Annotated in this window: 23 protein-coding genes; 16 read left to right on the top strand and 7 right to left on the bottom strand. The window is 63.3% G+C overall.

Annotation, left to right across the window (positions count from 1 at the left end; all coding sequences use genetic code 11):
* The first annotated feature begins 2 nt into the window (after window positions 1-2).
* The 6 genes from lnt to K426_RS07355 all read left to right on the top strand — a co-directional run bounded on the left by lnt (window position 3) and on the right by K426_RS07355 (window position 6461).
* Window positions 3-1607 carry an apolipoprotein N-acyltransferase gene (gene lnt, locus K426_RS07380; protein ID WP_066555581.1) on the top strand — a complete coding sequence of 535 codons (1605 nt, stop codon included), beginning with the start codon at window positions 3-5 and terminating at the stop codon, window positions 1605-1607.
* Between the two features lie 58 nt (window positions 1608-1665).
* Window positions 1666-2874 carry a methionine adenosyltransferase gene (gene metK, locus K426_RS07375; protein ID WP_066555579.1) on the top strand — a complete coding sequence of 403 codons (1209 nt, stop codon included), beginning with the start codon at window positions 1666-1668 and terminating at the stop codon, window positions 2872-2874.
* 18 nt (window positions 2875-2892) lie between these two features.
* A complete protein-coding gene (locus tag K426_RS32470; protein WP_066561479.1) occupies window positions 2893-3393 on the top strand; it encodes a hypothetical protein in 501 nt (166 codons plus the stop codon).
* 128 nt (window positions 3394-3521) lie between these two features.
* Window positions 3522-3710, top strand: coding sequence for a hypothetical protein (locus K426_RS07365; RefSeq protein ID WP_066555578.1), 189 nt, complete (start codon window positions 3522-3524; stop codon window positions 3708-3710).
* Window positions 3711-3887: 177 nt separating this feature from the next.
* Window positions 3888-4619: a tRNA (guanine(46)-N(7))-methyltransferase TrmB gene (gene trmB, locus K426_RS07360; RefSeq protein WP_066555576.1), complete on the top strand. Its 732-nt coding sequence runs from the start codon at window positions 3888-3890 to the stop codon at window positions 4617-4619.
* A 300-nt stretch (window positions 4620-4919) separates the two neighbouring features.
* A complete protein-coding gene (locus tag K426_RS07355; RefSeq protein ID WP_237229977.1) occupies window positions 4920-6461 on the top strand; it encodes a right-handed parallel beta-helix repeat-containing protein in 1542 nt (513 codons plus the stop codon).
* A 176-nt stretch (window positions 6462-6637) separates the two neighbouring features.
* On the opposite strand, the gene K426_RS07350 is transcribed toward K426_RS07355, so the two are convergent.
* From K426_RS07350 to K426_RS07330, 5 genes are all read right to left on the bottom strand, one after another.
* The gene (locus tag K426_RS07350; RefSeq protein ID WP_066561476.1) at window positions 6638-7186 is read right to left on the bottom strand and encodes a hypothetical protein; all 549 of its coding nucleotides are present in this window, start codon (window positions 7184-7186) and stop codon (window positions 6638-6640) included.
* Window positions 7187-7345: 159 nt separating this feature from the next.
* Complete coding sequence (locus K426_RS07345) at window positions 7346-9703, bottom strand: TonB-dependent receptor (protein ID WP_066555574.1); 2358 nt, start codon at window positions 9701-9703, stop codon at window positions 7346-7348.
* A gap of 138 nt (window positions 9704-9841) precedes the next feature.
* Window positions 9842-10201, bottom strand: a complete 360-nt coding sequence (locus K426_RS07340) for a winged helix-turn-helix domain-containing protein (protein ID WP_066555570.1) — start codon at window positions 10199-10201, stop codon at window positions 9842-9844.
* Between the two features lie 61 nt (window positions 10202-10262).
* Window positions 10263-10514, bottom strand: coding sequence for a hypothetical protein (locus tag K426_RS07335; protein WP_066555568.1), 252 nt, complete (start codon window positions 10512-10514; stop codon window positions 10263-10265).
* Window positions 10515-10622: 108 nt separating this feature from the next.
* Window positions 10623-10850 carry a hypothetical protein gene (locus K426_RS07330; protein WP_206377458.1) on the bottom strand — a complete coding sequence of 76 codons (228 nt, stop codon included), beginning with the start codon at window positions 10848-10850 and terminating at the stop codon, window positions 10623-10625.
* Between the two features lie 189 nt (window positions 10851-11039).
* Between K426_RS07330 and K426_RS07325 the strand changes: the two genes are divergently transcribed.
* Both K426_RS07325 and K426_RS07320 read left to right on the top strand, forming a co-directional pair.
* Window positions 11040-12152, top strand: coding sequence for a sensor histidine kinase (locus K426_RS07325; RefSeq protein WP_066555566.1), 1113 nt, complete (start codon window positions 11040-11042; stop codon window positions 12150-12152).
* A complete protein-coding gene (locus K426_RS07320) occupies window positions 12153-12896 on the top strand; it encodes a LytR/AlgR family response regulator transcription factor (protein WP_066555565.1) in 744 nt (247 codons plus the stop codon).
* A gap of 71 nt (window positions 12897-12967) precedes the next feature.
* Here the strand turns inward: K426_RS07320 and K426_RS07315 are convergent, their stop codons facing one another.
* Both K426_RS07315 and K426_RS07310 read right to left on the bottom strand, forming a co-directional pair.
* Window positions 12968-13312, bottom strand: coding sequence for a UrcA family protein (locus tag K426_RS07315; protein ID WP_066555562.1), 345 nt, complete (start codon window positions 13310-13312; stop codon window positions 12968-12970).
* 547 nt (window positions 13313-13859) lie between these two features.
* A complete protein-coding gene (locus K426_RS07310) occupies window positions 13860-14432 on the bottom strand; it encodes a septal ring lytic transglycosylase RlpA family protein (protein WP_066555559.1) in 573 nt (190 codons plus the stop codon).
* A gap of 123 nt (window positions 14433-14555) precedes the next feature.
* Here K426_RS07310 and uvrA point away from each other — a divergent pair, with 123 nt between their 5' ends.
* From uvrA to K426_RS07275, 8 genes are all read left to right on the top strand, one after another.
* Complete coding sequence (gene uvrA / locus K426_RS07305; protein WP_066555558.1) at window positions 14556-17504, top strand: excinuclease ABC subunit UvrA; 2949 nt, start codon at window positions 14556-14558, stop codon at window positions 17502-17504.
* Window positions 17505-17558: 54 nt separating this feature from the next.
* Window positions 17559-18569, top strand: coding sequence for a GTP pyrophosphokinase (locus K426_RS30225; RefSeq protein ID WP_158511730.1), 1011 nt, complete (start codon window positions 17559-17561; stop codon window positions 18567-18569).
* A gap of 73 nt (window positions 18570-18642) precedes the next feature.
* Window positions 18643-18885 (top strand): hypothetical protein, encoded by a 243-nt coding sequence (locus K426_RS07300; protein WP_237229976.1) that lies wholly within the window; start codon window positions 18643-18645, stop codon window positions 18883-18885.
* A gap of 94 nt (window positions 18886-18979) precedes the next feature.
* Window positions 18980-19960 (top strand): hypothetical protein, encoded by a 981-nt coding sequence (locus tag K426_RS07295; protein ID WP_066555556.1) that lies wholly within the window; start codon window positions 18980-18982, stop codon window positions 19958-19960.
* Window positions 19961-20151: 191 nt separating this feature from the next.
* Window positions 20152-20364 carry a cold-shock protein gene (locus tag K426_RS07290; protein ID WP_066555555.1) on the top strand — a complete coding sequence of 71 codons (213 nt, stop codon included), beginning with the start codon at window positions 20152-20154 and terminating at the stop codon, window positions 20362-20364.
* A 63-nt stretch (window positions 20365-20427) separates the two neighbouring features.
* Entirely contained in the window at window positions 20428-20610 is a 183-nt protein-coding gene (locus tag K426_RS07285; protein ID WP_066555553.1) for a hypothetical protein, read from the top strand.
* A 156-nt stretch (window positions 20611-20766) separates the two neighbouring features.
* Entirely contained in the window at window positions 20767-20988 is a 222-nt protein-coding gene (locus K426_RS07280) for a hypothetical protein (protein WP_066555551.1), read from the top strand.
* A gap of 173 nt (window positions 20989-21161) precedes the next feature.
* Window positions 21162-21506: a glycine zipper 2TM domain-containing protein gene (locus K426_RS07275; RefSeq protein ID WP_066555549.1), complete on the top strand. Its 345-nt coding sequence runs from the start codon at window positions 21162-21164 to the stop codon at window positions 21504-21506.
* The last annotated feature ends 44 nt before the right edge of the window (window positions 21507-21550 follow it).

Here is a 21550-nt window from a genome sequence, read left to right as displayed (position 1 = left end):
GCATGAAGGACATTCCGGCCCGCTTCCCGAAGCTCACCGCCCTGCTCGCCGGATTCGTGGCGGCGACCGGCTTCGAACCGCTCAAACTCTGGCCCGTCACCCTGGCCTGCTTCGCGCTCCTCATCGTCCTGATCGAGCGCGCGCCCGACCGCCGCAGCGCTTTCCTGCGCGGCTGGCTGTTCGGCGTCGGTCATTTCACCCTCGGCCTCAACTGGATCGCCCACGCCTTCACCTTCCAGGACGCGATGCCCCACTGGTTCGGCTACGGCGCGGTCATCCTCCTGTCACTCTACCTGGCAGCCTATCCCGGCCTGGCCACTCTCGCCGCCTGGTGGTTAAGAAACCACGTGTTCCTGCGAAGGCAGGAACCCAGTCCCGCCGTCAGAACTGGACTCCTGCCTCCGCAGGAGCATGCTACACTTCCTTTCACCCTCATCTTCGCCGCCACCTGGCTAGCCTCGGAATATCTCCGCGCCACCGCCTTCACCGGCTTTGCGTGGAACCCGCTGGGCGTCACCCTCCTCCCCACCGGCATGGCCATCGCCTCCACCCTCATCGGCACCTACGGCCTGGGCGCCCTCGCCATCCTCGCATCCGGCGCGCTCCTTCTGATCCTCCGCCGCCAGATCAAGCCCGCCGCCGCCATAACCGTCCCCCTCATTGCCATGGCCCTGTGGGGCCATCTCTCCCCCGCGCCATCCACCCCGACAGGCGCGCCGCGCATCCGCGTGGTCCAGCCCAATATCGGCCAGGACGAAAAATATTCCCCCGAACTCGAACAGGCGCATTTCCGCACCCTGGCGACCCTTTCAGGCACCCCCCGCCCCGCCCCGCGCCTGATCTTCTGGCCCGAAGCCGCCATCCCTGCCTATCTCGACCTGGAACCGGAATGGCGCGCCCGCCTGGCTGGACTGCTCGGCCCCGGCGACCTCCTCATGACCGGCGCCACCAAGGTCTATTTCAAACAGATCGAGAAAGAAGGCGTCACGGAAAACGCCCTGGCGGGCGCGAACAACAGCCTGTTCATCGTCGACCCGGAGGCCCGCCTGCTCGGCCGCTACGACAAGTCGCACCTGGTCCCCTATGGCGAATATCTGCCGATGCGCCAGATTCTCCAGCCGCTCGGCCTTTCCCGCCTCGTCCCCGGCGATGTCGATTTCTGGCCCGGCCCCGGCCCGCAAAGCCTGACCCTGCACGCCACCCTGGGCCGACCCCAACTCAAAATGGGCGTCCAGATCTGCTACGAGATCATCTTCTCCGGCCAGGTGGTAGATAAAGCCAACCGGCCAAACTTCCTCTTCAACCCCTCCAACGACGCCTGGTTCGGCAGTTGGGGCCCGGTCCAGCATCTCGCCCAGGCCCGCCTCCGCGCAATTGAGGAGGGCATCCCCATCATCCGCTCCACCCCCACCGGAATCTCCGCCGTGGTCGATGCCCGCGGTCATATATTGAGCAGCATCGGCCACCACCGCGCCGGTTTCCTCGACACCGCGCTCCCCACCGCCCTTTCGCCGACGCTGTTCTCGCGCCTCGGTAATTGGGCGCCGTTCGGCTTCATGATCGCGCTCGTCGCACTGGCCATTGCCACCCGCAGAACGACCCGCTAATAGCCACATAAACTTTTCTTTATGTCGCTTGTCCGCACAGCGTGCTAACGGGAGTCCCATGCGCAACAACTATCTCTTCACCTCGGAATCGGTTTCCGAAGGCCATCCCGACAAGGTCGCAGACCAGATTTCCGACGCCATCGTCGACCTGTTCCTGTCGAAGGATCCCGAAGCCCGCATCGCCTGCGAAACGCTGACCACGACTCAACTCGTGGTGCTGGCGGGCGAAATCCGCTGCAAGGGCGTCTATGAAAACGACGCCTGGGCGCCCGGCGCACAGGAAGAGATCGAGCGCACCGTCCGTGAGACTGTCAAGCGCATCGGCTACGAACAGGACGGCTTCCACTGGGAAACCTTCCGCTTCGAAAACAATCTCCACGGCCAGTCCGCGCACATCGCGCAGGGCGTCGACGCCGCGGGCAACAAGGATGAAGGCGCCGGCGACCAGGGCATCATGTTCGGCTTCGCCTGCGACGAAACGCCCGACCTCATGCCCGCCACGCTGGACTACAGCCACAAGATCCTGGCCAAGATGGCCGCCGACCGCCACTCCGGCCGCGCCCCCTTCCTGGAGCCGGACGCCAAGAGCCAGGTGACCCTGCGCTTCGAAAACGGCAAGCCCGCCGCCGCCACCGCCATCGTCGTCTCGACCCAGCACGCGCCGGGCTATGACGAGGGCGCGAAGGAAGCCGAACTCAAAAATTATGTGAAGGGCGTTATCGCGGAAGTGCTCCCCGGCGAGCTGCTCTCTGACGAAACTGTCTATCACATCAACCCGACCGGCAGCTTCGAAATCGGCGGGCCGGACGGCGACGCGGGCCTTACCGGCCGCAAGATCATCGTCGACACCTATGGCGGCGCCTCGCCCCATGGCGGCGGCGCGTTCAGCGGCAAGGACCCGACCAAGGTGGACCGCTCGGCGGCCTACATCACCCGCTATCTCGCGAAGAACATCGTCGCCGCTGGCCTCGCCAAGCGTTGCACGATCCAGCTCGCCTACGCCATCGGCGTGTCGGAGCCGCTTTCGCTCTATGTCGACACCCACGGCACCGGCACGGTGGACGACGACAAGATCGAGGACGCGATCAAGAGCATCAAGGAACTGGGCGGCCTCACCCCGCGCGGCATCCGCACCCATCTCGGCCTCAACAAGCCGATCTACCAGCCCTCGGCCGCCTATGGCCATTTCGGGCGGAAGGCTGAAGGCGACTTCTTCCCCTGGGAACGCACGGACCTGGTGGAAAAGCTGAAGGCCGCCATCGCCTGACATAGAATGGGGGAAATCATGGGACGGAAGCACCGCACGACCATCGCCACTCTGGCCATGTCAGCGGCGCTCGCCGCTTCCGTCCCATCCCCAACCCTGGCCGCTCCCGCCAGGACGGCCGCCGATGCGGCGATCTTTCGCGCCGCAGGCCTCAAGAACAACGGTCGCGGCTGGACCAGCGGCTGCGATGAATCCGGCCAGCCGCCTTCGCCCGCCACGATAGACGAACGCCCCGACCTGAACGGCGACGGCCGCCCGGAAGCCGTCGTCTCCGAATCCAGCGGCTATTGCTACGGCAATACCGGCCAGGCCTTCTGGCTGCTCAGCCAGCAGGCCGACGGCAGTTGGAAACTGATGGCGCATGAAACCGGCATCCCCGAATTTCTGGCCAGCAAGGGCGCGGGCGGCTGGCCCGATCTTTCGGTCGGCGGCCCCGGTTTCTGCTTCCCCGTCCTGCGCTGGAACGGCCGAAACTACGCCTTCCATCGCCGCGCCTATGAAGGAAAGCCCTGCCGCTGACCGGCCCCGCATGACGGCAATATGAAGAAAAGTTCATTAGGCCCGAACGGGAAAAACGCCCATAAGCAGGTCGTCGGGTCCGCACCCCTGTCGGGCCCGGCAACTCCCTCTTTTGAAAGGGAATTGCGATGACTTCGGTGTCCCGGAAGCTGACCTCCGCCCTCCTTGGCCTCGCCCTCCTGGCTGGCAGCGCCGCTCCCGCGCTCGCCGCGCCTTGCAAGGACGCCAAGGGCAAATTCGTCAAATGCCCGCCCAAGCCGGTCGCCAAAAAGGGCCCGTGCAAGGATGCCAAGGGCCGCTTCACCAAATGCAAATAAGCTGAAGGCGCCTCGCCTCAACCCCGCATCCGTTTCGCAAGTACCAGCCCAGCGCCGCTAGCCCCGGCGCTGCGGCTCCCAGCCTCCTGCCCCCGGCCAATCTCCTCAACACCGGGGGCAGGAGGCGCCCCATATCCCCGCTTGCCCCCATCGCCGCCGCCCGCTATCGGCGCGCCCATGACGACGCATGAAACGGGGCATGAAACGGGGCATGAATCCGGGTATAAATCCGGCGACCCCACCACGCTCAACCGCCTCTATGGCCGCCAGTCCGGGCACAAGCTGCGCGCAGCTCAACAGGAACTGGTCGACACGCTACTCCCCGCCCTCTCCGTCCCTGAAGAGGGCGAAATCACCGCCGCGAACCTGTTCGGCTATGACCGCCCGCTGCATTTCGAGATCGGCTTCGGCGGCGGCGAACATCTCGCCTATCGCGCCGACCTGCTGCCCGACCATGGCTTCATCGGCTGCGAACCCTTTCTGAACGGCGTCGTCACCGCGCTCGGCCATGTCCGCGACAAGGCGCTGGGCAATGTCCGCCTCCACATGGGCGACGCGCTGTCGGTCCTCAGCCGCATCCCCGACGGCGCGCTCAGCTTCGTCTACCTCCTCCATCCCGATCCCTGGCCCAAGGCGCGCCACGCCAAGCGGCGGATGATGAACCCCGGCCCCGTGGCGATGATCGCGAAAAAGCTGAAACCCGGCGGCGAATTCCGCTTCGGCACGGATCACCCCATCTATCTGCGCTGGGCGCTGATGGTGATGAACGGCCATCCCGATTTCGAATGGCTGGCCAGCGAACCCAGGGATTTCCAGGTTCGCCCCGGCGGCTGGCCCGAAACCCGCTACGAAGCCAAAGCCCGCCGCCTGGGTCACGAAGTCTGGTATTTCCGCTACAGGCGCATCTGACGACAGGCGACGGACAAGTCGCGGAACAGCCCTCCTGATCTCCCAAAACAAAGAAACCCCGCCGGAGCAAGCTCTAGGCGGGGCCAAGGTTCAGGGAGGAGTCACTCCAAGGGGAAGGAGTGACCCAACCTATCTAGGGGACGTTCGATGACGATTCAAGGACATGTCATCCTGCCGTCGCTGATGCGCCACTCCGCGGAGCGCCCCACGCTGTCTTCATTGACCGTTCAGCCATTTCATATCAGGCTGGCGACAAGATCATATCGCTCCGAAAGCCATATTGCTCCGAAAGATCGTAACGTGCGCAAATCCTATCGGGCGTTCACCCTTCCGGCGTTGCTTCTGTCATCCGGCCTCGTCGCGACGGCCCATGCCGAAACCTATTATGTCGATTCCCGTCTTGGCGATGATCGTTCCGGCGGAACGTCCGCCGATCAGCCCTGGCGATCCCTTGCCCGCGTCAATAGCTGGCCGTTTCAACCCGGCGATCAAATCCTGCTGACGGCGGGATCGACGTGGAAGGAACCGCTGACGATCACCCGATCGGGCAAGGCCGGATCGCCCATCACGATCACGGCGACAGGCTCCGGCTCCAGGCCGCGTATCGATGCAGGCGGCGTCTCCGAATATGCGATAGGCGTGATCAACGCGGAATATGTCGCGGTCAGCGGGCTGGAGGTCACCAACGACGCCCCCTCGCCAGCGCCGCGAACCGGCGTGCTGGTGCGGGCCGAAAACCGGGGCGTGACGCGGGGCATCCGCATCAGCGACAATTATGTCCACGATGTCCGGGGCACCAACGACCGCAAGGACAATGGCGGGATAGTGTTCAGCGCCACCGGCAAGACAGTGGCCACCCGCTTCCAGGATCTGACGGTCGAGCGCAACATCGTCTGGCGCGTCGATCGTTCGGGCATTGCCGGGATCAGCGACCGGGTGTCGTTCCTGGACTGGTTCCCCAGCAAGAATGTCGTCATCCGCGACAATTATCTGGAGGATATCGGCGGCGACGGCATCGTGCCCCGGGGCACCGACGGCGCGCTCATCGAGCATAATATCGTCCGCTATGCCGGCAGCCGCGCACCGGGCTATAATGCGGGCATATGGCAATGGAGCACCGACAACAGCCTGATCCAGCTCAACGAGGCGGCCCATACCCGCACCCGCTATGACGGCCAGGGTTTCGATTCCGACTATAATTCGCGGCGGACGACCTTCCTCTACAATTACAGCCACGACAATGCGGGCGGGTTCCTGCTGATCTGCTCGCCACGGCGCAACGACAAGGACAATCTGGGCAATCGCGGCACGGTGGCCCGCTACAATGTCAGCCGCAATGACGGCACCCGCATATTCCAGCTCTCCGGCAATGTGTCCGACGTGCGGATCGAAAAGAACGTCATCCATGTGGGCAAGGCGATGGACGTCCAGATGATCGTCGCGACCGAATGGCAGGGCTGGGCCCGCAATGTCCGTTTTGCAGGCAATGTCTTCAAGGTGGCGGGCACGGCGCGTTATGGCAGCGAGAAAGGACGCAGCGGCCCCGACTATCTGATCAAGGCCGGCTTCTCCCCCGCCGAAGCCATCCGCTTCAAGCGGAACAGCTATTTCGGCAGCCATGTGGACTTGCCGGAGGATGGAACCGGCCAGTCCCTCCTGCCCTATCGGGAAGCCGCGTCGGACTGGCAGGTGCCGACCTTCGATCCCGCCAGGCCGGACGGGTTCACCGAATTTCTCGCCCGTCATCGCGCCTGGATGTTGGCGATGCTGACCAGGGAGTTGGAGGCGCCCGTCACTCCGAAGCAAGCTCGCCGCAGTTCGATCTTCGAAGCCCGGCGCTGATCCGCAGCGTCAAAGAAGCCCCATCTTTACGAAGCTTGCCCACCTTCCCCGTCAAGGGGCGCGAGCATTTGCAAGCAGGGGAAAAAGGCAACGGCGCGCCGAGCCCTGCCCGCCGCGCCGTCATGGCTGCCTTCACAGCGCCCCTCCCCCCGGACGGGCGCGCCCCTTGAAAAGGCTCAGTTCGCCTTGCTCAGATCCACCTTCTCGACCCATTCGGGGTAGAAGGTCGGCTCCCGATTCGACCAACCCACTGCGGTGGCCGCCGCCTCGCTGATCGACTGGAGCAACGCCCGGCGCTTTTCCGGATGGAGATGCGGCAGGCTGGCCGCCGCGCAGAAAGCCCCCGGCAACCACGGCCGCGCACCCGCCCCGAGCAGCCGCTCATACAGGAAGCGATAGGCCGAAAAACTGCCCAGCCGGTCCTGCCCCAGATCGAAGGCCGAAATCGTCACCAGCGGCGCCATGAACGGCTCCATCTGGTCCAGGCCGCTGTCATCGGGCACGCGGGCCTTGATCTCCTCAAGCCGCCCATAGATCCGCGCCTGCGCCCGGATGCTCGCCTCCTCCACCATGTCCCGCGACCACAGCTTCATGGCATCGCGCCGGTGGAGGCCGATATCCAGCGATCTTCGGATATAACGCTGCGTAGCGGCCGGGAAACTGGCGAATTCACGCAATTCCGCCAGGGTGATCGCCCCATCCGCTGGTCTTGCACTGGTGCCCATGCTCTTGCCCTCCGACTTCAAGTCGTAAGCAGAACATGCGCCCCATATGGTTACTGCAAGCTTAAGCGCCGGTTCTGCCGACAAGCACAGGGAATCATTTTTCTTTGTGCAGCGCAACATGTAATTTTTGTGAATGCGCCCAATCGAGTAACGAAGCGGTCACCCGCCCCATTTCGTCCGCAGCGTCACGCCCACCGTGCGCGGCTCGCTGGGTGTCCCGACGATCAACCCGCTATTCCCGGCCTGCACCGTCAGATTCTGCATATAATCCTTGTCGAACAGGTTGCGCGCGAACACCGCCACTTCCCATCGCGGCGACCGATAACCGATGCTGCCGTTGACCAGCGTATAGCCCTTGATGACGGTATAGGCCGATCCGGTGGCATCCCCCAAAAGCCGGGTCCGGGTCACCGCATCTCCGCGCAGGAACAACTCGCCCTCCCGCGCTCCGATCGCCAGCGGCACATGATATTCGCCACCCGCCGATCCGACCCATTTCGGCAGCCCCGGCAGCCCCTGCCCCGACAGGTCGCACTGCGCCGTACCCGTGCCGGTCCGCTCGATGGGACAAGGCCCCTTGGGATAGCTCGCATATTTCCCGTCCGAATAAGCGCCCGAAGCCCGCAGCACCAGCCGTGATCCGATTCCCGCCGCCGCGTCGAACTCGATGCCCTTCACCCTCACCTTGGGAATGTTGGCCAGATAGCTGCGCAACGCCACCGTGGCCGAACTGTCGACCACATTCGCCTGAAAATCCGTCACGTCGATATGATAGGCGTCGATATTGAAGGTCAGCGCATCATCGAACAGCCGCGTCTTGAACCCCGCCTCCCAGGTGGTGTTCGTCTCCGGCCGGACGACGGCGGTGGTCAGCACTGCCTGGTTGGAGGCATTGACCGGCAGACCCGACATGTTGATCCCGCCCGACTTCTGCCCCTTGGCGAAGCTGACATAGCCCATGATCCCCTCCATCAGATCATAGGCGACATTCACCCGTCCCGACGCGCTGCCATCGCCATCATGCGCGGTATAGGATTGCGCCCGCAGGATGGATTGCTGGTCCGCCTGCAATGCCGCCGTCGGCGCCACCCCGCCAAAGGTCCGCACGTCATAGACGCCGTCCTTCTCCTCATAGGTATAGCGCAACCCACCCGTCACCGCGAACCGCTCCACCGGCCGCCAGGTCACTTCCCCGAAAATGCCGTAGCTTTCGCTGCGGAAATCGGTCCGCCCGTCGGTCTGATAACCATCGAGCAGCGCCGACGTCCGCGTCGCACTCGCTGGCAGCAGCCAATAAGTCGCCTGCGGCCCATAAATGCTGATCGGCCGCCCCGTGATCTTCTGGTGGAAATAATAGAGCCCCGCCACATATTCGAGCGGCCCCGGCACATTGGACCCAATCCGCAACTCCTGGCTGAACTGGTCCTGCCGCGAGGGAATATGCTGCGTCGTCTGGATGTGCAGCCCGGTATAGTCGCGATCGTTCGCCGCATCCCAGTTCCAGAAGCGCCATGCGCTGATCGAGGTCAGCGTCGTCCCACCCAGCTTCCAGTCGGCGGTCGCGGACACTCCGCCCTCATCGGTATCCACGCCCAAAGGCGCGTCATTACTCGTCACCCGGTCATAGGGATTGAAACTCGGCGGCACATAAGGCCCACCCGGCGCATTGGCCGCCAGCGAAGCATAGCGCTGCGCGGCAGGCTTCAAGGTCGGCGCCACCCGCACGAAAACCTGCGCGCAGCAATCATTCCGAAAATTCGCCCAATCCCCGATCAACCGCAGCGAAAAGTCCGGCGAAGGCTGGAACAGCAACTGCCCGCGAATGGCGTCATTGCGGATATTATTCTGACGCTCGCCCCGCGCCACGTTCCAGATATAGCCATCCTGCCGCGTTACCGACCCCGACAGCCGGAAAGCAAGGCTCTCGCCCGCAACCGGCCCCGTCACCGCCGCCTTGGCCTGCACGAAATCGCGGCTGCCATAGGAAAGCTCCGCCTCCGCCCCGAAATCGAAGCCCGGCTTCTTCGTGACGATGCTGATCGCGCCGGCCACGCTGTTCTTCCCGAACAAAGTGCCTTGCGGCCCGCGCAGCACCTCGATCCGCTCGACATCGGCAAAGTCGAACGCCGCCGTGGCAGGCCGCGCATGATAGACCCCGTCGACATACAAGCCCACGCCGGGCTCCAGCCCGTCATTGGCCTGACTCACCGCCACCACGCTCGACCCCAGGCCGCGGATCGTGAAGGCGGTATTGCGCGGATTGGCCGAGCTATAGTTGAGCGCGGGCACCAACTGGCTCAACTGGTTGGTGTTGACCGTATAGGTCCGCGTCAAATCCTCGCCGCCAACGACGCTCAGCGAAGCGGGAACCTGCTGCGGGTCTTCCTCCCGCAGCCTCGCAGTGACGATGACGACATCCGCCACCCCCTCGGCCTCGGGCGTCTGCGCCGACGCGACCGCCGAAAACGCCACCGAAGCCAGAACAGCCGCCAAAACCCCCTGCGAACCGAATTTCATGATGCCCCCTCTATGATGGGGGAGGCTCCTATAGGGATCGCAAATGATTCGCTATATATATTCGTATATAGCGAACGGCGCCGCATGGTCCCGCGCAGGCACAGGCAGCATCACTCCATCAAAGACATTATTCCCCGCTCACCCCTGCACCGGCAGCGGCTCCAGCCGCACTTCCGCCGCCAGATCGGGCCAGTGCGCCGCATCCGCCACGCCCATCGCTGCCGCCTGCATCGCCCGATAGCGCGCCAATATCCCGGCGCCATAATCGGTCAGCCGCGCCCCCTCGCTCGATGTCGCGACCAGCGGCATGGCCCAGCACCGGTTCATCACGTCCACCAGCATCCAGCACCGCCGATAGCTCATCCGCAACTTGCGCCCGGCAGCGGAGATCGACCCCTCGCTGGCGATGGCGTCCAGCAGGTCGGCCTTGCCCGGACCCATGGCGATCTCCCCGCCACAATAAATCTGTATCTTGATCTTCAGCGCCGGCCCACTCATGCCGCCATTATGACATGGCGGCCCCCCCAGGCCAATGCGCTGCTTGCCTGATCGGCCCGGATCAGCCGGCCCTGCGCTCCAGCACCGCGCCGATCATGCTGCGCCACACCGCCACGTCGCCCGCTTGCGCCATTTGCGCATCGGGTTCGCGCAGCGTGTGCAGGATCGCATAGGCATCGTCGACATGATTGTGCCAACTGGCATCGACTGCGCTCGCCGCATGCGGATCGCTGCCCCCGCCATTCAGGCTGAGCTGGCGCCCGGCCAGCACGCGGGCAATGCGTTCGATCGCGGGAGTGGCGGAAGTCGGCATATGAAGTAGCTCCTCTCACCTGCGAAAAGCAGCGTCGCCGCCGCCTTCCCAACCGATCATATCACGATTTCGCAACCCGTCTATGACTGGCCGTCCATGACTGGCCGTCTATCGCTCGTCCTTCCTATCCTTGCCCTCAGGAAAGCCCGAAGACGGCACCGGATCGCCATGATCGCCCGGCGCGGTGGCGGAGGGCGGATCGGACGCATCCATGCTGTCCTTCAAACCCTCGTCCAGCTTTTCTTCCTGGGTCACGGCATGGTCCTGCGCATCGGTCGGGCGCGTGTCGCCCGCTTCCTCGCGGCTGTTGGGACGAATATCCGTCTTGTCGCTCATCACTCTCTCCTTATCGGCGCAAGCGGCGCCTCTCCGGATCAACGGGCGGCATCGACAAGCGGTTCCGCTCATCGCCCCCGCTCTCCTTGATCGACCCCACTCTCCTTGATCGACCAACGCATGGAACCCTTCGACCAGCTTCGCCGCCAAGGGGCGACAGCATGCGCGCCTTGGCCTAGACTTTTCCTCATGATCATAAAAAATGAAGACGGCGAGCCGGGCGTGCCGCCGACGGCCGCACTTTATTCGATACTGGGTTTCTGGTTCTTCTACGCGGTGCTGGTGACGCTGCGCGCTTCGGTCATGGGGTTCGAGGCGCAGGGGGCCATGGCCGCCCGCCGCGCCGTGGTGACGGTGATCGGCATCGTCGTCACCTGGGTTCTCTATCTCTGCCTGCGCCGCTTCGACCGCCAGCCGCTGACGACGCGCATCATCGCCGCCTTCACCCTGGCCGCGCCCTTCGCGCTGGCTACCGCGGCGGCCAATTTCTACGTCTTCAACATCTACGATCCGGCATCCCTCTTCCCCGATCCCGACTATCAGAAATATGCCAGCGAACAGGGTTTCGCCCTGATGCAGATCGTGGAAGACGCGATCAGCCGCTATTTCTTCCTCGCCGCCTGGGCCGGTCTGTATCTCGCCCTTTCCTACGCCAGCGAAGCCCACCGCACCGAACGCCGCGCCGTCCGGCTGGAACAGGCCGCGCAACAGGCCGAACTGCGCTCCCTGCGCTATCAGGTGAACCCGCATTTCCTGTTCAACACGCTGAACTCGCTCTCCTCCCTCGTCATGAAGGACCGGCGCGACGAGGCGGAACAGATGATCCTCTCCCTCTCCAATTTCTACCGCACCAGCCTGACCGGCGACCCGCTGGAGGATGTGTCCTTGGAGGAGGAAGTGCATCTCCAGAAACTCTATCTGGATATCGAGGCGGTGCGTTTTCCGGATCGCCTCTCCACCAGTATCCAGGTTCCGGACGGGCTTCTCACCGCCTGCGTGCCCGGCCTGATCCTCCAGCCTCTGGTCGAAAATGCGATCAAATATGGCGTGTCGCGCACGTCCAGCCCCGTCACCATCACCATCGCCGCGCGAGAAGAGGACGGCATGCTCCACCTCAGCGTCACCGACAATGGCGACAAGCCGCCGAGCGAAGCCGATGCGGGCAGCGGCATCGGCCTCGCCAATGTGCGCGACCGCCTGACCGCCCGCTTCGGCGCACAGGGCCGGATCGACTATGGCCCGCGCCCCGGCGGCGGCTTTGTCGTAGACCTCACCCTCCCCATCATCCGCCGGAGTATCTGAATGACCATCAGGACGCTGATCGTCGACGATGAACCTTTGGCGGTCGAACGCCTCCAGATGCTGTGCGCCCGCGAGCCGCGCATCGCCCTGGTCGGCACCGCCAGCGACGGCGAGGCCGCGCTGCGCCTGATCGAGGGGCTGGAGCCGGATCTGGTGATGCTCGACATCGCCATGCCGCTGCTCGACGGCATCGGCGTGGCGCGAGCCACCTCCCGCATGGGCATCTGCCCGGCGGTGATCTTCGTCACCGCGTTCGAGGGCTTTGCGGTGGAAGCCTTCGACCTCGCCGCCGTGGACTATCTGTTAAAGCCGGTCGCCCATGAACGCCTGTCCCGCGCGATCGACCGGGTCGAGCAAGCGCTGGGCAACCGCGCCGCACCCTCCCCCGCGACCAGCGCGGAGGACGAGCCGGAATGGGCCGAGGAATTCTGGGTTCCGCACCGCTCCGAACTGGTCCGCATCGGCGCCGTCCAGATCGACCGGATCGAGGCGGAGCGCGACTATATGCGGCTGCATGTGGGCCAGAACAGCTATCTCCTGCACCAGACGATCAGTTCGCTGGAAAACCGGCTCGACCCGCAGCAATTCGTCCGCCTGCACCGGTCGCATATCGTGCGCCGCGACCATATCGCCCGGCTGCGCCACGACGGCAGCGGCGTCTGGTCCGCCTGTCTGGCCGACGATACGGAAATTCGCATCGGCCGCACCTATCTCGCCAACGCCCGGGCCATGGCGGGGCGGTGACTTCGCATTTCTTTTCCCAAGAAAAAAGGCCCGGGAAACCGGGCCTTTTTTCCAAAACCAATCCAGGAAATTCAGTTCCCGGCGCCGACCGGCTTTTCCTTGCCCATATCGGCAAAACGCTCGCCGCTCTGCGCCTTGGCGACCGCCAGTTCCACCGAATTGCGGACATGCGCGGCGGCGACCTGCTGGCACTTCGCGATCGCGGCGGTGGCGTCGCTGGTCGGGCAGACCTTTGCGGCGGCGCGCTTGATCCGGACGTTCAGGATGCGCTGGTCGCTCTTCTTCGACAGGTCCAGATCATGATAGCTGACCTCGACGCTCTTCCCGTTGGACTCGAATTCGATGGCGGACGCGGTGCCGGCGACGCCCAGGGCGGCTATGGTGGCAAGGGCGGCGGCGAACTTGATGGCGGTCATGGCAATGTCTCCTCAACGCTATGCTTTTACCGGCCCGCTCGCGCGAAATTCGGGGCGGGCCTCAAGCGAAGAGAAGAGAAAGGCCTCGAACAGTTCATCGTCTCTGTCTTCGCCCAGCCTGTTTAGGATGATTGCCAATGCACCGCTTTTCGCTTTCGACCGGCACCTAGCCCGGTCTGCCAACGACGCCCTTGTCGACCAAATGCAGTCTGGCTTGGACGAACGACAATTTTACACCAAAAAAACAAGCTTTCCGTAACGTAAAATTACAAATGTTCAGCAAGCGGCGCGCACAAAAAAACACCCCCGGCGCAAGGGAAAGGCCGGGGGTGCATCCAGGAAGCTGTCGGGCTCTCCGGGATCTCTTTCAAACTGTTACCAGCGAGACGACCTCGCACCGGCCGATCCGTACCGGGTCATCGCTGTGTCGATCATCATCATAGCGCCAGTGCCGAACGACCGTTTTTCCCATTCGATGATCCGTCGACCCGTCCCGCCCGGCAGCATCCACCGGGGATGAACCGACGACAGACTTCCACGAACGACATCAGCGTCCCTGCGCGTCAAGCTGCGCCCGCAAATTGGCCAATGCCCGGTCGTCGACCGTCGGCCGCTCGGGCGCCTCCTTCCCCTCGCGCAGCTTCCTGCGGTCCTTCTCCGGCGGCTCCACCACCCGCACCCGGACCGGCGCGTGCCCGGTGGCCCTGATCCCGAGTTGCTCCGCCGCGCCCCGCGACAGGTCGATGATCCGCCCCCGCCCGGCAAAGGGTCCGCGATCGTTCACCCGCACCAATATGGTCCGCCCCGTCTCCAGCGACGTCACCTCGACATAGCTCGGCAGGGGCAAGGTCGCATGCGCCGCCGTCACCGCCTTGGGGACGAAGCGTTCGCCATTGGCCGTCTGGCTGCCGGACTCATGCCCGTACCAGCTCGCATAGCCCAGATAGTCGTAACTCGGATCGGCGGCAGGCACATAGGTCACGCCCCGCACATTATAAGGCTTCCCCACGCGCACCGGCAGGTCGCTCACCGGCCGGTATTTGACGCCCCCGCCACAGGCCGCCAGCGCCACCGCAGCGACCAGCGCCCCACACCGCATCCGAACCGAAATCCCGCTCATCCCCCAGCCCTAACCCAGCCACCCGCCGGAGAAAAGCCGCCGCCTTTTCCTTTCACCGCGCAGACCCTATCTTGCGCCCGACCGGGCCTTGCCCTCAAAGAACAAATCTGGAACAACACGCCCATGAGTCTCACCACTATTTCCGTGCGCGGCGCGCGCGAGCACAACCTCAAGGGCGTCGACGTCGACCTCCCCCGCGACAGCCTGATCGTGATCACGGGCCTCTCCGGCTCGGGCAAATCCTCGCTCGCCTTCGACACCATCTATGCCGAGGGTCAGCGCCGCTATGTGGAGTCCCTCTCCGCCTATGCCCGCCAGTTTCTGGAGATGATGCAGAAGCCCGATGTCGAGCATATTGAGGGGCTCTCCCCCGCCATCTCCATCGAGCAGAAGACCACCAGCCGCAACCCCCGCTCGACGGTGGCGACGGTCACGGAAATCTACGACTATATGCGCCTCCTCTGGGCGCGCGTCGGCATCCCCTATTCGCCCGCGACGGGCCTCCCCATCAGCGCCCAGACGGTCAGCCAGATGGTCGACCGTGTGATGCAGCTCCCCGAGGGCACCCGCTTCTACCTCCTCGCCCCCGTGGTGCGCGGCCGCAAAGGCGAATATCGCAAGGAACTGGCGGAGTGGCAAAAGGCAGGCTTCACCCGCGTCCGCATCGACGGCGAACTCTACGCGATCGAGGACGCCCCCGCCCTCGACAAGAAATATAAGCATGACATCGAAGTCGTGGTCGACCGCCTCGCCGTCACTGACGACATGTCCACCCGCCTCGCGGACAGCTTCGAACAAGCCCTGAAACTGGCGGATGGCCTGGCCTATGTCGACCTGGCCGACGGCACCGTAGCCGACCTCACCTCTCCCCTCCCGCAGGCGGGAGGGGCCGGGGGTGGGCAAAGCGCAACCGCCGGCAAAATGAAAAACGCCGAAATCCCCGCCAACCGCATCGTCTTCAGCGAGAAATTCGCCTGCCCGGTGAGCGGCTTCACCATATCGGAGATCGAGCCCCGCCTCTTCTCCTTCAACGCCCCGCAAGGCGCCTGCCCCGCCTGCGACGGTCTTGGCGAACGGCAGTTATTCGACCCCGAACTGGTCGTCCCCAACGAAGCCCTGTCCTTGAAAAAAGGCGCCATCGTCCCCTGGGCCAAGTCCAACCCGCCCAGCCCCTATTATATGCAAGTCCTGGGCAGCCTCGCCAAAGAATTCGGCTTCTCCCTCGAAACCCCATGGCAAGATCTCCCCGCAGAGGTGAAAATCATCATCCTCCACGGCACCGCAGGCAAACCCGTCACCCTGCGCTTCGTCGACGGCAAGAAAAGCTATGAGGTCAAGAAACCCTTCGAAGGCGTAATCGGCAACTTGAACCGCCGCCTGCTCCAGACCGAATCCGCCTGGATGCGCGAGGAACTGAGCAAATATCAGACCGCCATGCCCTGCGAGACATGCGACGGCGCCCGCCTCAAACCCGAAGCCCGCGCCGTCAAGATCGCCGGGGAAGACATCTCCCTGTCCACCCGCCGCTCCGTGGTCGACGCCCTGCGCTTCTTCCAGACCCTCCCCACCCACCTCAACGATCAGCAGAACCAGATCGCCAAGGCCATCCTCAAGGAAATCGTGGAGCGCCTCGGCTTCCTCAACAATGTCGGCCTGGATTACCTCAACCTCGACCGCACCAGCGGCACCCTGTCCGGCGGCGAGTCCCAGCGCATCCGCCTCGCCTCCCAGATCGGCAGCGGCCTGTCGGGCGTCCTCTACGTCCTCGACGAACCCTCCATAGGCCTGCACCAGCGCGACAATGACCGCCTGCTCATCACCCTCAAGCGCCTGCGCGACCTCGGCAACACCGTCATCGTCGTAGAGCATGACGAGGATGCGATCCGCACCGCCGACTATATCGTCGACATGGGGCCGGGCGCAGGCGTCCACGGCGGCGAAATCGTGGCCCAGGGCAGCCTCCACGAACTGCTCGCCCACCGCGACAGTCTGACCGCCGATTATCTCAACGGCACCCGCCGCATCGAAGTCCCGACCAGGCGCCGCAAGGGCACCGGCAAGAAACTCACCGTCCACAACGCCCGCGCCAACAATCTGCAAGGCGTCACCGCCAGCATCCCGCTCGGCACCTTCACCTGCATCACCGGCGTATCGGGCTCGGGCAAGTCCAGCTTCACCATCGACACCCTCTACGCCGCCTCGGCCCGCGCCCTCAACGGCGCCCGCATCGTCGCGGGGCCGCATGACAAGATCACCGGCCTCGAACATTGCGACAAGGTGATCGACATCGACCAGTCGCCCATCGGCCGCACCCCGCGCTCCAACCCGGCGACCTATACCGGCGCCTTCACCAACATCCGCGACTGGTTCGCGGGCCTCCCGGAGAGCCAAGCCCGCGGCTACAAGCCCGGCCGTTTCTCCTTCAACGTCAAGGGCGGCCGCTGCGAAGCCTGCACCGGCGACGGCCTCATCAAGATCGAGATGCACTTCCTCCCCGATGTGTACGTCACCTGCGACGTCTGCCACGGCGCCCGCTACAATCGCGAGACGCTGGAGGTGAAGTTCAAGGGCCACAGCATCGCCGACGTACTCGACATGACGGTCGAGGACGCGGTGGAATTCTTCAAGGCCGTCCCCCCCATCCGCGACAAGATGGCGATGCTGGCCGAAGTGGGCCTCGGCTATGTCAAGGTCGGCCAACAGGCCACCACCCTGTCCGGCGGCGAAGCCCAACGCGTCAAACTCGCCAAGGAACTCTCCCGCCGCGCCACCGGCAACACGCTCTATATCTTGGACGAACCCACCACCGGCCTCCACTTCGAGGACGTCCGCAAACTGCTCGAAGTCCTCCACGCACTGGTCGAACAGGGCAACAGCGTGATCGTGATCGAGCATAATCTGGATGTCATCAAGACCGCCGACTGGATCATCGACATGGGCCCGGAAGGCGGCGTCAAGGGCGGCGAAGTCGTGGCCGAAGGCACCCCGGAAAAGGTCGCGAAGAACGCCCGAAGCTTTACCGGGCGCTATCTCGCGCCATTGTTGGGATTAGAGGCGGTGGCGGCGGAGTGATCCAACAGTTAAGGAATCATCGGAATCGAGCACTTGACTTTAGGGGTACATCGAGTGGGAACGCAGAGAAAGGCCAGCAAGAACAAGCATATTTCTGAAAATCACATTCTGGAAGCTTACAATCGATATCTCCCCGCGTTTTCCGCTTTAAAAGACGAAGCGAACTTCATCATATCTCACGCATTGGGCAAGTCCGGTATCAAAATTCATGCCGTAGAGCATCGGATCAAAACATACGATTCATTAAGAAACAAAATATCTTCCGGCGGACATGAGAGCATCGACGAAATCTTAGATGCGGTCGGTTTACGAATCGTATGTCTTTTCAAATCAGACCTACCCAACGTTTGCGAAATCATATCGTCGGAATTTGATGTTATAAGCTTTGATGACAAGGTCGACTCAAGCACAGACAGCTTCGGATATATGTCTATCCATTTTATTTGCGAAATGAAGAAGGCTTACTCTGGTCCACGTTATGACGCAATCCGGGGAATGCGATTTGAAATTCAGGTGAGGACGCTTTGTATGCACGCTTGGGCAGCGATCTCACATTATTTGGACTATAAAGCTGAGTGGGATATTCCAGATCATCTAAAGAAGGGGCTTAATGCGTTGAGCGGTCTTTTTTATGTTGCCGATGTCCAATATGAACAACTGTATTCTTCAAGACAGATTTCAAAAGAGCAGTCTGACACGGCGTCTCCTACAGAGTCCGAAGACCAACCGATAAATTTCGATACGGTTTTTTCGATGTTACGACGCATTTTTCCAGATAGAAAAACCGTAGATTCCGAAAAGATATCTATATTTGTAAAAGAACTTACAGTAAATAATTACACAAATATTGGAAATATAGAACGAGATATAGTTAATTCATATGATCACGTTTTGAAATATGACGCAGAGATTAAGGAGAATCAGGACCCTTTACGGGAAGGTTTGTTTTTCGCTGATTTAGGAGCAGCTCGAGTAGCCCTACGACACAGTAACAAGGCGTATGTTCAGCTGACTTACCCGCAAACTCATATGGTCGGAGTCAAAAGTCCTCGTACCGGCTCATAGGGTTTAAAGAGGAACCAAACGAAAGTTACCTGACCTGATCTTCGCCTTCACCCGAACGCCAACAGGGACTATCTTGAACGCCGCGTCCGCCATGAAACCGGCGGTGATTTCGGAGCACACGATGTCCGCAACTGACAAGCCCGAAAACTGGCCCGGCCGCCGCATTGCCTTCAAGAGCTTTGCGGCCAATCTCGCACGCCGCCGCGCCGAACTCGGCATCACCGACGCCGACTTGCCCCGCAACAGCGGCACCCGCCGCACGGCCAGCAAAAAAGCGCTGCTCAAAGCCATCAAGGACGCCGGAGGCAACTGGTAAGCCGCCCCGTCCTGCGTTCCCATTTTGTTCTGTCCTACAACCCCTCCCCCATATTACCCTCCCGGCAAACCCTCCCATAAAAAGGAGCCTTGCCATGACCTGCCAATTCCCTCCTCTCCCCGCGCCTGCGCAGCAAATCCGCGCCGACGGCTGGAGCCCCGCTCGCCAGCGCCACTTCCTCGAAACCCTCGCCGCCACCGGCATCATCCGCACGGCCTGCGACGCCGCGCAGATCAGCCCGCGCTCGGCCTATGCCCTGCGCATCCGCCGCGACGGCGCGGCCTTTCGCCTCGGCTGGGACGCGGCCATCCTCATCGCTCGCGCGCGCCTTGCCGATGATCTGCTCGCCCGCGCCCTCACCGGCAACGAGGAAGTGATCCGCAAGGACGCAGAAGCCAACGAAATCACCCGCCACCGCCACGACAACCGGCTCGCCATGTCGATGCTTGCGCGGCTGGATCGCATGGCGGACAATCCGCCCGACGGCAGCGACGCCGCGCTCGCCCGCGTGGTGGCGCAGGATTTCGCCGCCTATCTCGACCTGATCTGCCCGGATGAGGCGGCGGCGCCCTCCGGCGCGGAACCGCAGCCCCGCGAAACAGACGAGGCCGAGCCGCTCGACTCCGCCATGCCCGATACGCCCGCCATCGAACAGGCCGCCACCGCTCTCTCCCCAGGCGCGTCCGCCGCGCTGTTCGTCGCGGCGCGGATGGCCCTCAGCGAACGCGGCAAAGCCGACCCCCTCGATGAACGGTGTGAACTTCGCCCAATTTCGGCAGCATCGCCCGTCGAACGGGCGACCCTCCCGCCGGAGGAGGCCGCCGCCCGGCTGCGCGGCATATGGTGGGACGAATATCGGGAAAGCTGGCGCACCGATTATCCCGCGCCGCCCGGTTTCGACGGCAATGAAAGCGACGACATCTACGACATCGACGCCTATGAACGCGACCTGAGCCCCCAGGAGGAAGAAACGCTGGCCGCGTGGGATGCGCAGCAGCGCCGCCCCTATGAGGATGCCGCCACCCGCGCCCGCGACGTCTTTTTCGGCTTTGCCGCGCTGGAAGACGCGGGATGATGGCTGCCCGGCGCGGCTTTGCTTTGGGCCAAATTTGCTATTTCGCCCCAAAGCGCTTACATACGCCGATGCTACAGTCGCAAATCGACGGTCTTCGGCGCTTTGCGGCACCAAACTCCTTCTTTCCCTGCCCCTCTAGCAACCGGCCCGTCCACGTTGGACGCGCCGCGTGAAAGAAGGAAACTACCCAAATGAGCATCGTCGGAACCGTCAAATTCTTCAACGCCGACAAGGGCTATGGCTTCATCGCCCCCGATGACGGCAGCCCGGACGCCTTCGTCCACATCTCCGCCGTCGAGCGCGCTGGCCTCGCCACGCTGCGCGAAAAGGACCGCGTCTCCTATGATCTGGAGCAGGACAAGCGCGGCAAGATGGCGGCGGTGAATATCCAGCACGCAGAATAATGCGCTGCTGACAGGACGGGCGCCGTTTCGCATGGCGCCCGCCCCTTTTCCAAGGAGCGTCTCATGGCCAATCCCGATTTCCGCGCCCTCGCCAGTCAGGCCCGGAGCGAAGCCGACGCCACCACTCTGGACAATGTTCGTCAACGCTGCCTCCGTTCGGAAGCCGCCTTCATCATCATGGCGCAGCGGCAGGAATTCGTCGACCGCAGCCGCGCCCGCCGCGAGGCTGCCGCAGCCGCGATCTGAACGCGCCGCTCCTCGCCTTATCCCATCCGACCAACGCCGCCTGCGCGCCCTGCTCCTTGCATCGACCGCCCCGCTCGCTCTGCCGCACGGCTCCGGAACCGATCCTTACGGGCTATGTTATCCTTGCAAATCCACCCGGAACAAGGAGACTATCCCATGATCCGCACCCTGATCTTCGGCGCGATCGCCGGCTATGTCGGCAAGAAACTCTATGACGAAGGCAAGCTGACCGAGTTCAAGGACGACCTCGTGGCCCGCTACAACCAGGCCAGGACCGACCTCGACAAGCGCCGCGAAGGCGAAACCTCCCTGGACGCCAACACGAACCTCGCGTCCCCTGCGACCCATAGCGCGCGCAGCGCGCCATTGGTGTCCTGACGCCAGCCAAAATGATTTCCCAGCGGCCAAACACCCCCTCGCCGCTGGCTTCCCTGCCCGCCCGGTTGCCCTTCCCCCTTTCGGGTGGCCGCGGCGGGCGGACTATTTTGCGCAACTTCTGGTTCTCAGGCGGGTTAATCCCAAAGCAGGGATAAAATGAGGAGAGAAAAACCATGCGCACCCCCCTATTGGCAGCCGCGCTGCTTGCACTGCCCTTGACGGCCTGCGTTTCCGATGGCGACGGCAACCGTTATGGCTACGACCGTCCCACCTATGGCCAGCGCACCAGCGGCCGCCCGATCGGTGACAATGACTATATCTATCGCGACAATGACGGCCGCTATTATTGTAAGCGCGACGACGGCACCACCGGCACCATCGTCGGCGCCATAGCGGGCGGCGTATTGGGCAACATCATCGCTCCGGGCGGTTCCAAGACGCTGGGCACGATCCTGGGCGGCGCTGGCGGCGCGCTGGCGGGGCGAGCTATCGACAAGAGCGACGTCCGCTGCGAATAAGGCGGGCACCAAAAAGGGCGCGGACTCAAAGCCCGCGCCCTCTT

This window comes from Sphingobium sp. TKS, assembly GCF_001563265.1.
In the GTDB taxonomy this organism is placed as follows: domain Bacteria; phylum Pseudomonadota; class Alphaproteobacteria; order Sphingomonadales; family Sphingomonadaceae; genus Sphingobium.
Note: the sequence above shows the minus strand (reverse complement) of the source record. Positions and strands in the feature narration are given on the sequence as shown.

Coding starts and splice junctions, on each gene's coding strand:
- K426_RS07345 (WP_066555574.1), bottom strand. CDS start 9,703: ATGAAATTCGGTTCGCAGGGGGTTTTGGCGGCTGTTCTGGCTTCGGTG.
- trmB (WP_066555576.1), top strand. CDS start 3,888: ATGACGACGCATGAAACGGGGCATGAAACGGGGCATGAATCCGGGTAT.
- K426_RS07285 (WP_066555553.1), top strand. CDS start 20,428: ATGGCCAATCCCGATTTCCGCGCCCTCGCCAGTCAGGCCCGGAGCGAA.
- K426_RS07350 (WP_066561476.1), bottom strand. CDS start 7,186: ATGGGCACCAGTGCAAGACCAGCGGATGGGGCGATCACCCTGGCGGAA.
- uvrA (WP_066555558.1), top strand. CDS start 14,556: ATGAGTCTCACCACTATTTCCGTGCGCGGCGCGCGCGAGCACAACCTC.
- K426_RS07340 (WP_066555570.1), bottom strand. CDS start 10,201: ATGAGTGGGCCGGCGCTGAAGATCAAGATACAGATTTATTGTGGCGGG.
- K426_RS07325 (WP_066555566.1), top strand. CDS start 11,040: ATGATCATAAAAAATGAAGACGGCGAGCCGGGCGTGCCGCCGACGGCC.
- K426_RS07335 (WP_066555568.1), bottom strand. CDS start 10,514: ATGCCGACTTCCGCCACTCCCGCGATCGAACGCATTGCCCGCGTGCTG.
- K426_RS07290 (WP_066555555.1), top strand. CDS start 20,152: ATGAGCATCGTCGGAACCGTCAAATTCTTCAACGCCGACAAGGGCTAT.
- K426_RS07330 (WP_206377458.1), bottom strand. CDS start 10,850: ATGAGCGACAAGACGGATATTCGTCCCAACAGCCGCGAGGAAGCGGGC.
- K426_RS07280 (WP_066555551.1), top strand. CDS start 20,767: ATGATCCGCACCCTGATCTTCGGCGCGATCGCCGGCTATGTCGGCAAG.
- K426_RS07310 (WP_066555559.1), bottom strand. CDS start 14,432: ATGAGCGGGATTTCGGTTCGGATGCGGTGTGGGGCGCTGGTCGCTGCG.
- K426_RS07295 (WP_066555556.1), top strand. CDS start 18,980: ATGACCTGCCAATTCCCTCCTCTCCCCGCGCCTGCGCAGCAAATCCGC.
- lnt (WP_066555581.1), top strand. CDS start 3: ATGAAGGACATTCCGGCCCGCTTCCCGAAGCTCACCGCCCTGCTCGCC.
- K426_RS32470 (WP_066561479.1), top strand. CDS start 2,893: ATGGGACGGAAGCACCGCACGACCATCGCCACTCTGGCCATGTCAGCG.
- metK (WP_066555579.1), top strand. CDS start 1,666: ATGCGCAACAACTATCTCTTCACCTCGGAATCGGTTTCCGAAGGCCAT.
- K426_RS07275 (WP_066555549.1), top strand. CDS start 21,162: ATGCGCACCCCCCTATTGGCAGCCGCGCTGCTTGCACTGCCCTTGACG.
- K426_RS07315 (WP_066555562.1), bottom strand. CDS start 13,312: ATGACCGCCATCAAGTTCGCCGCCGCCCTTGCCACCATAGCCGCCCTG.
- K426_RS07320 (WP_066555565.1), top strand. CDS start 12,153: ATGACCATCAGGACGCTGATCGTCGACGATGAACCTTTGGCGGTCGAA.
- K426_RS07365 (WP_066555578.1), top strand. CDS start 3,522: ATGACTTCGGTGTCCCGGAAGCTGACCTCCGCCCTCCTTGGCCTCGCC.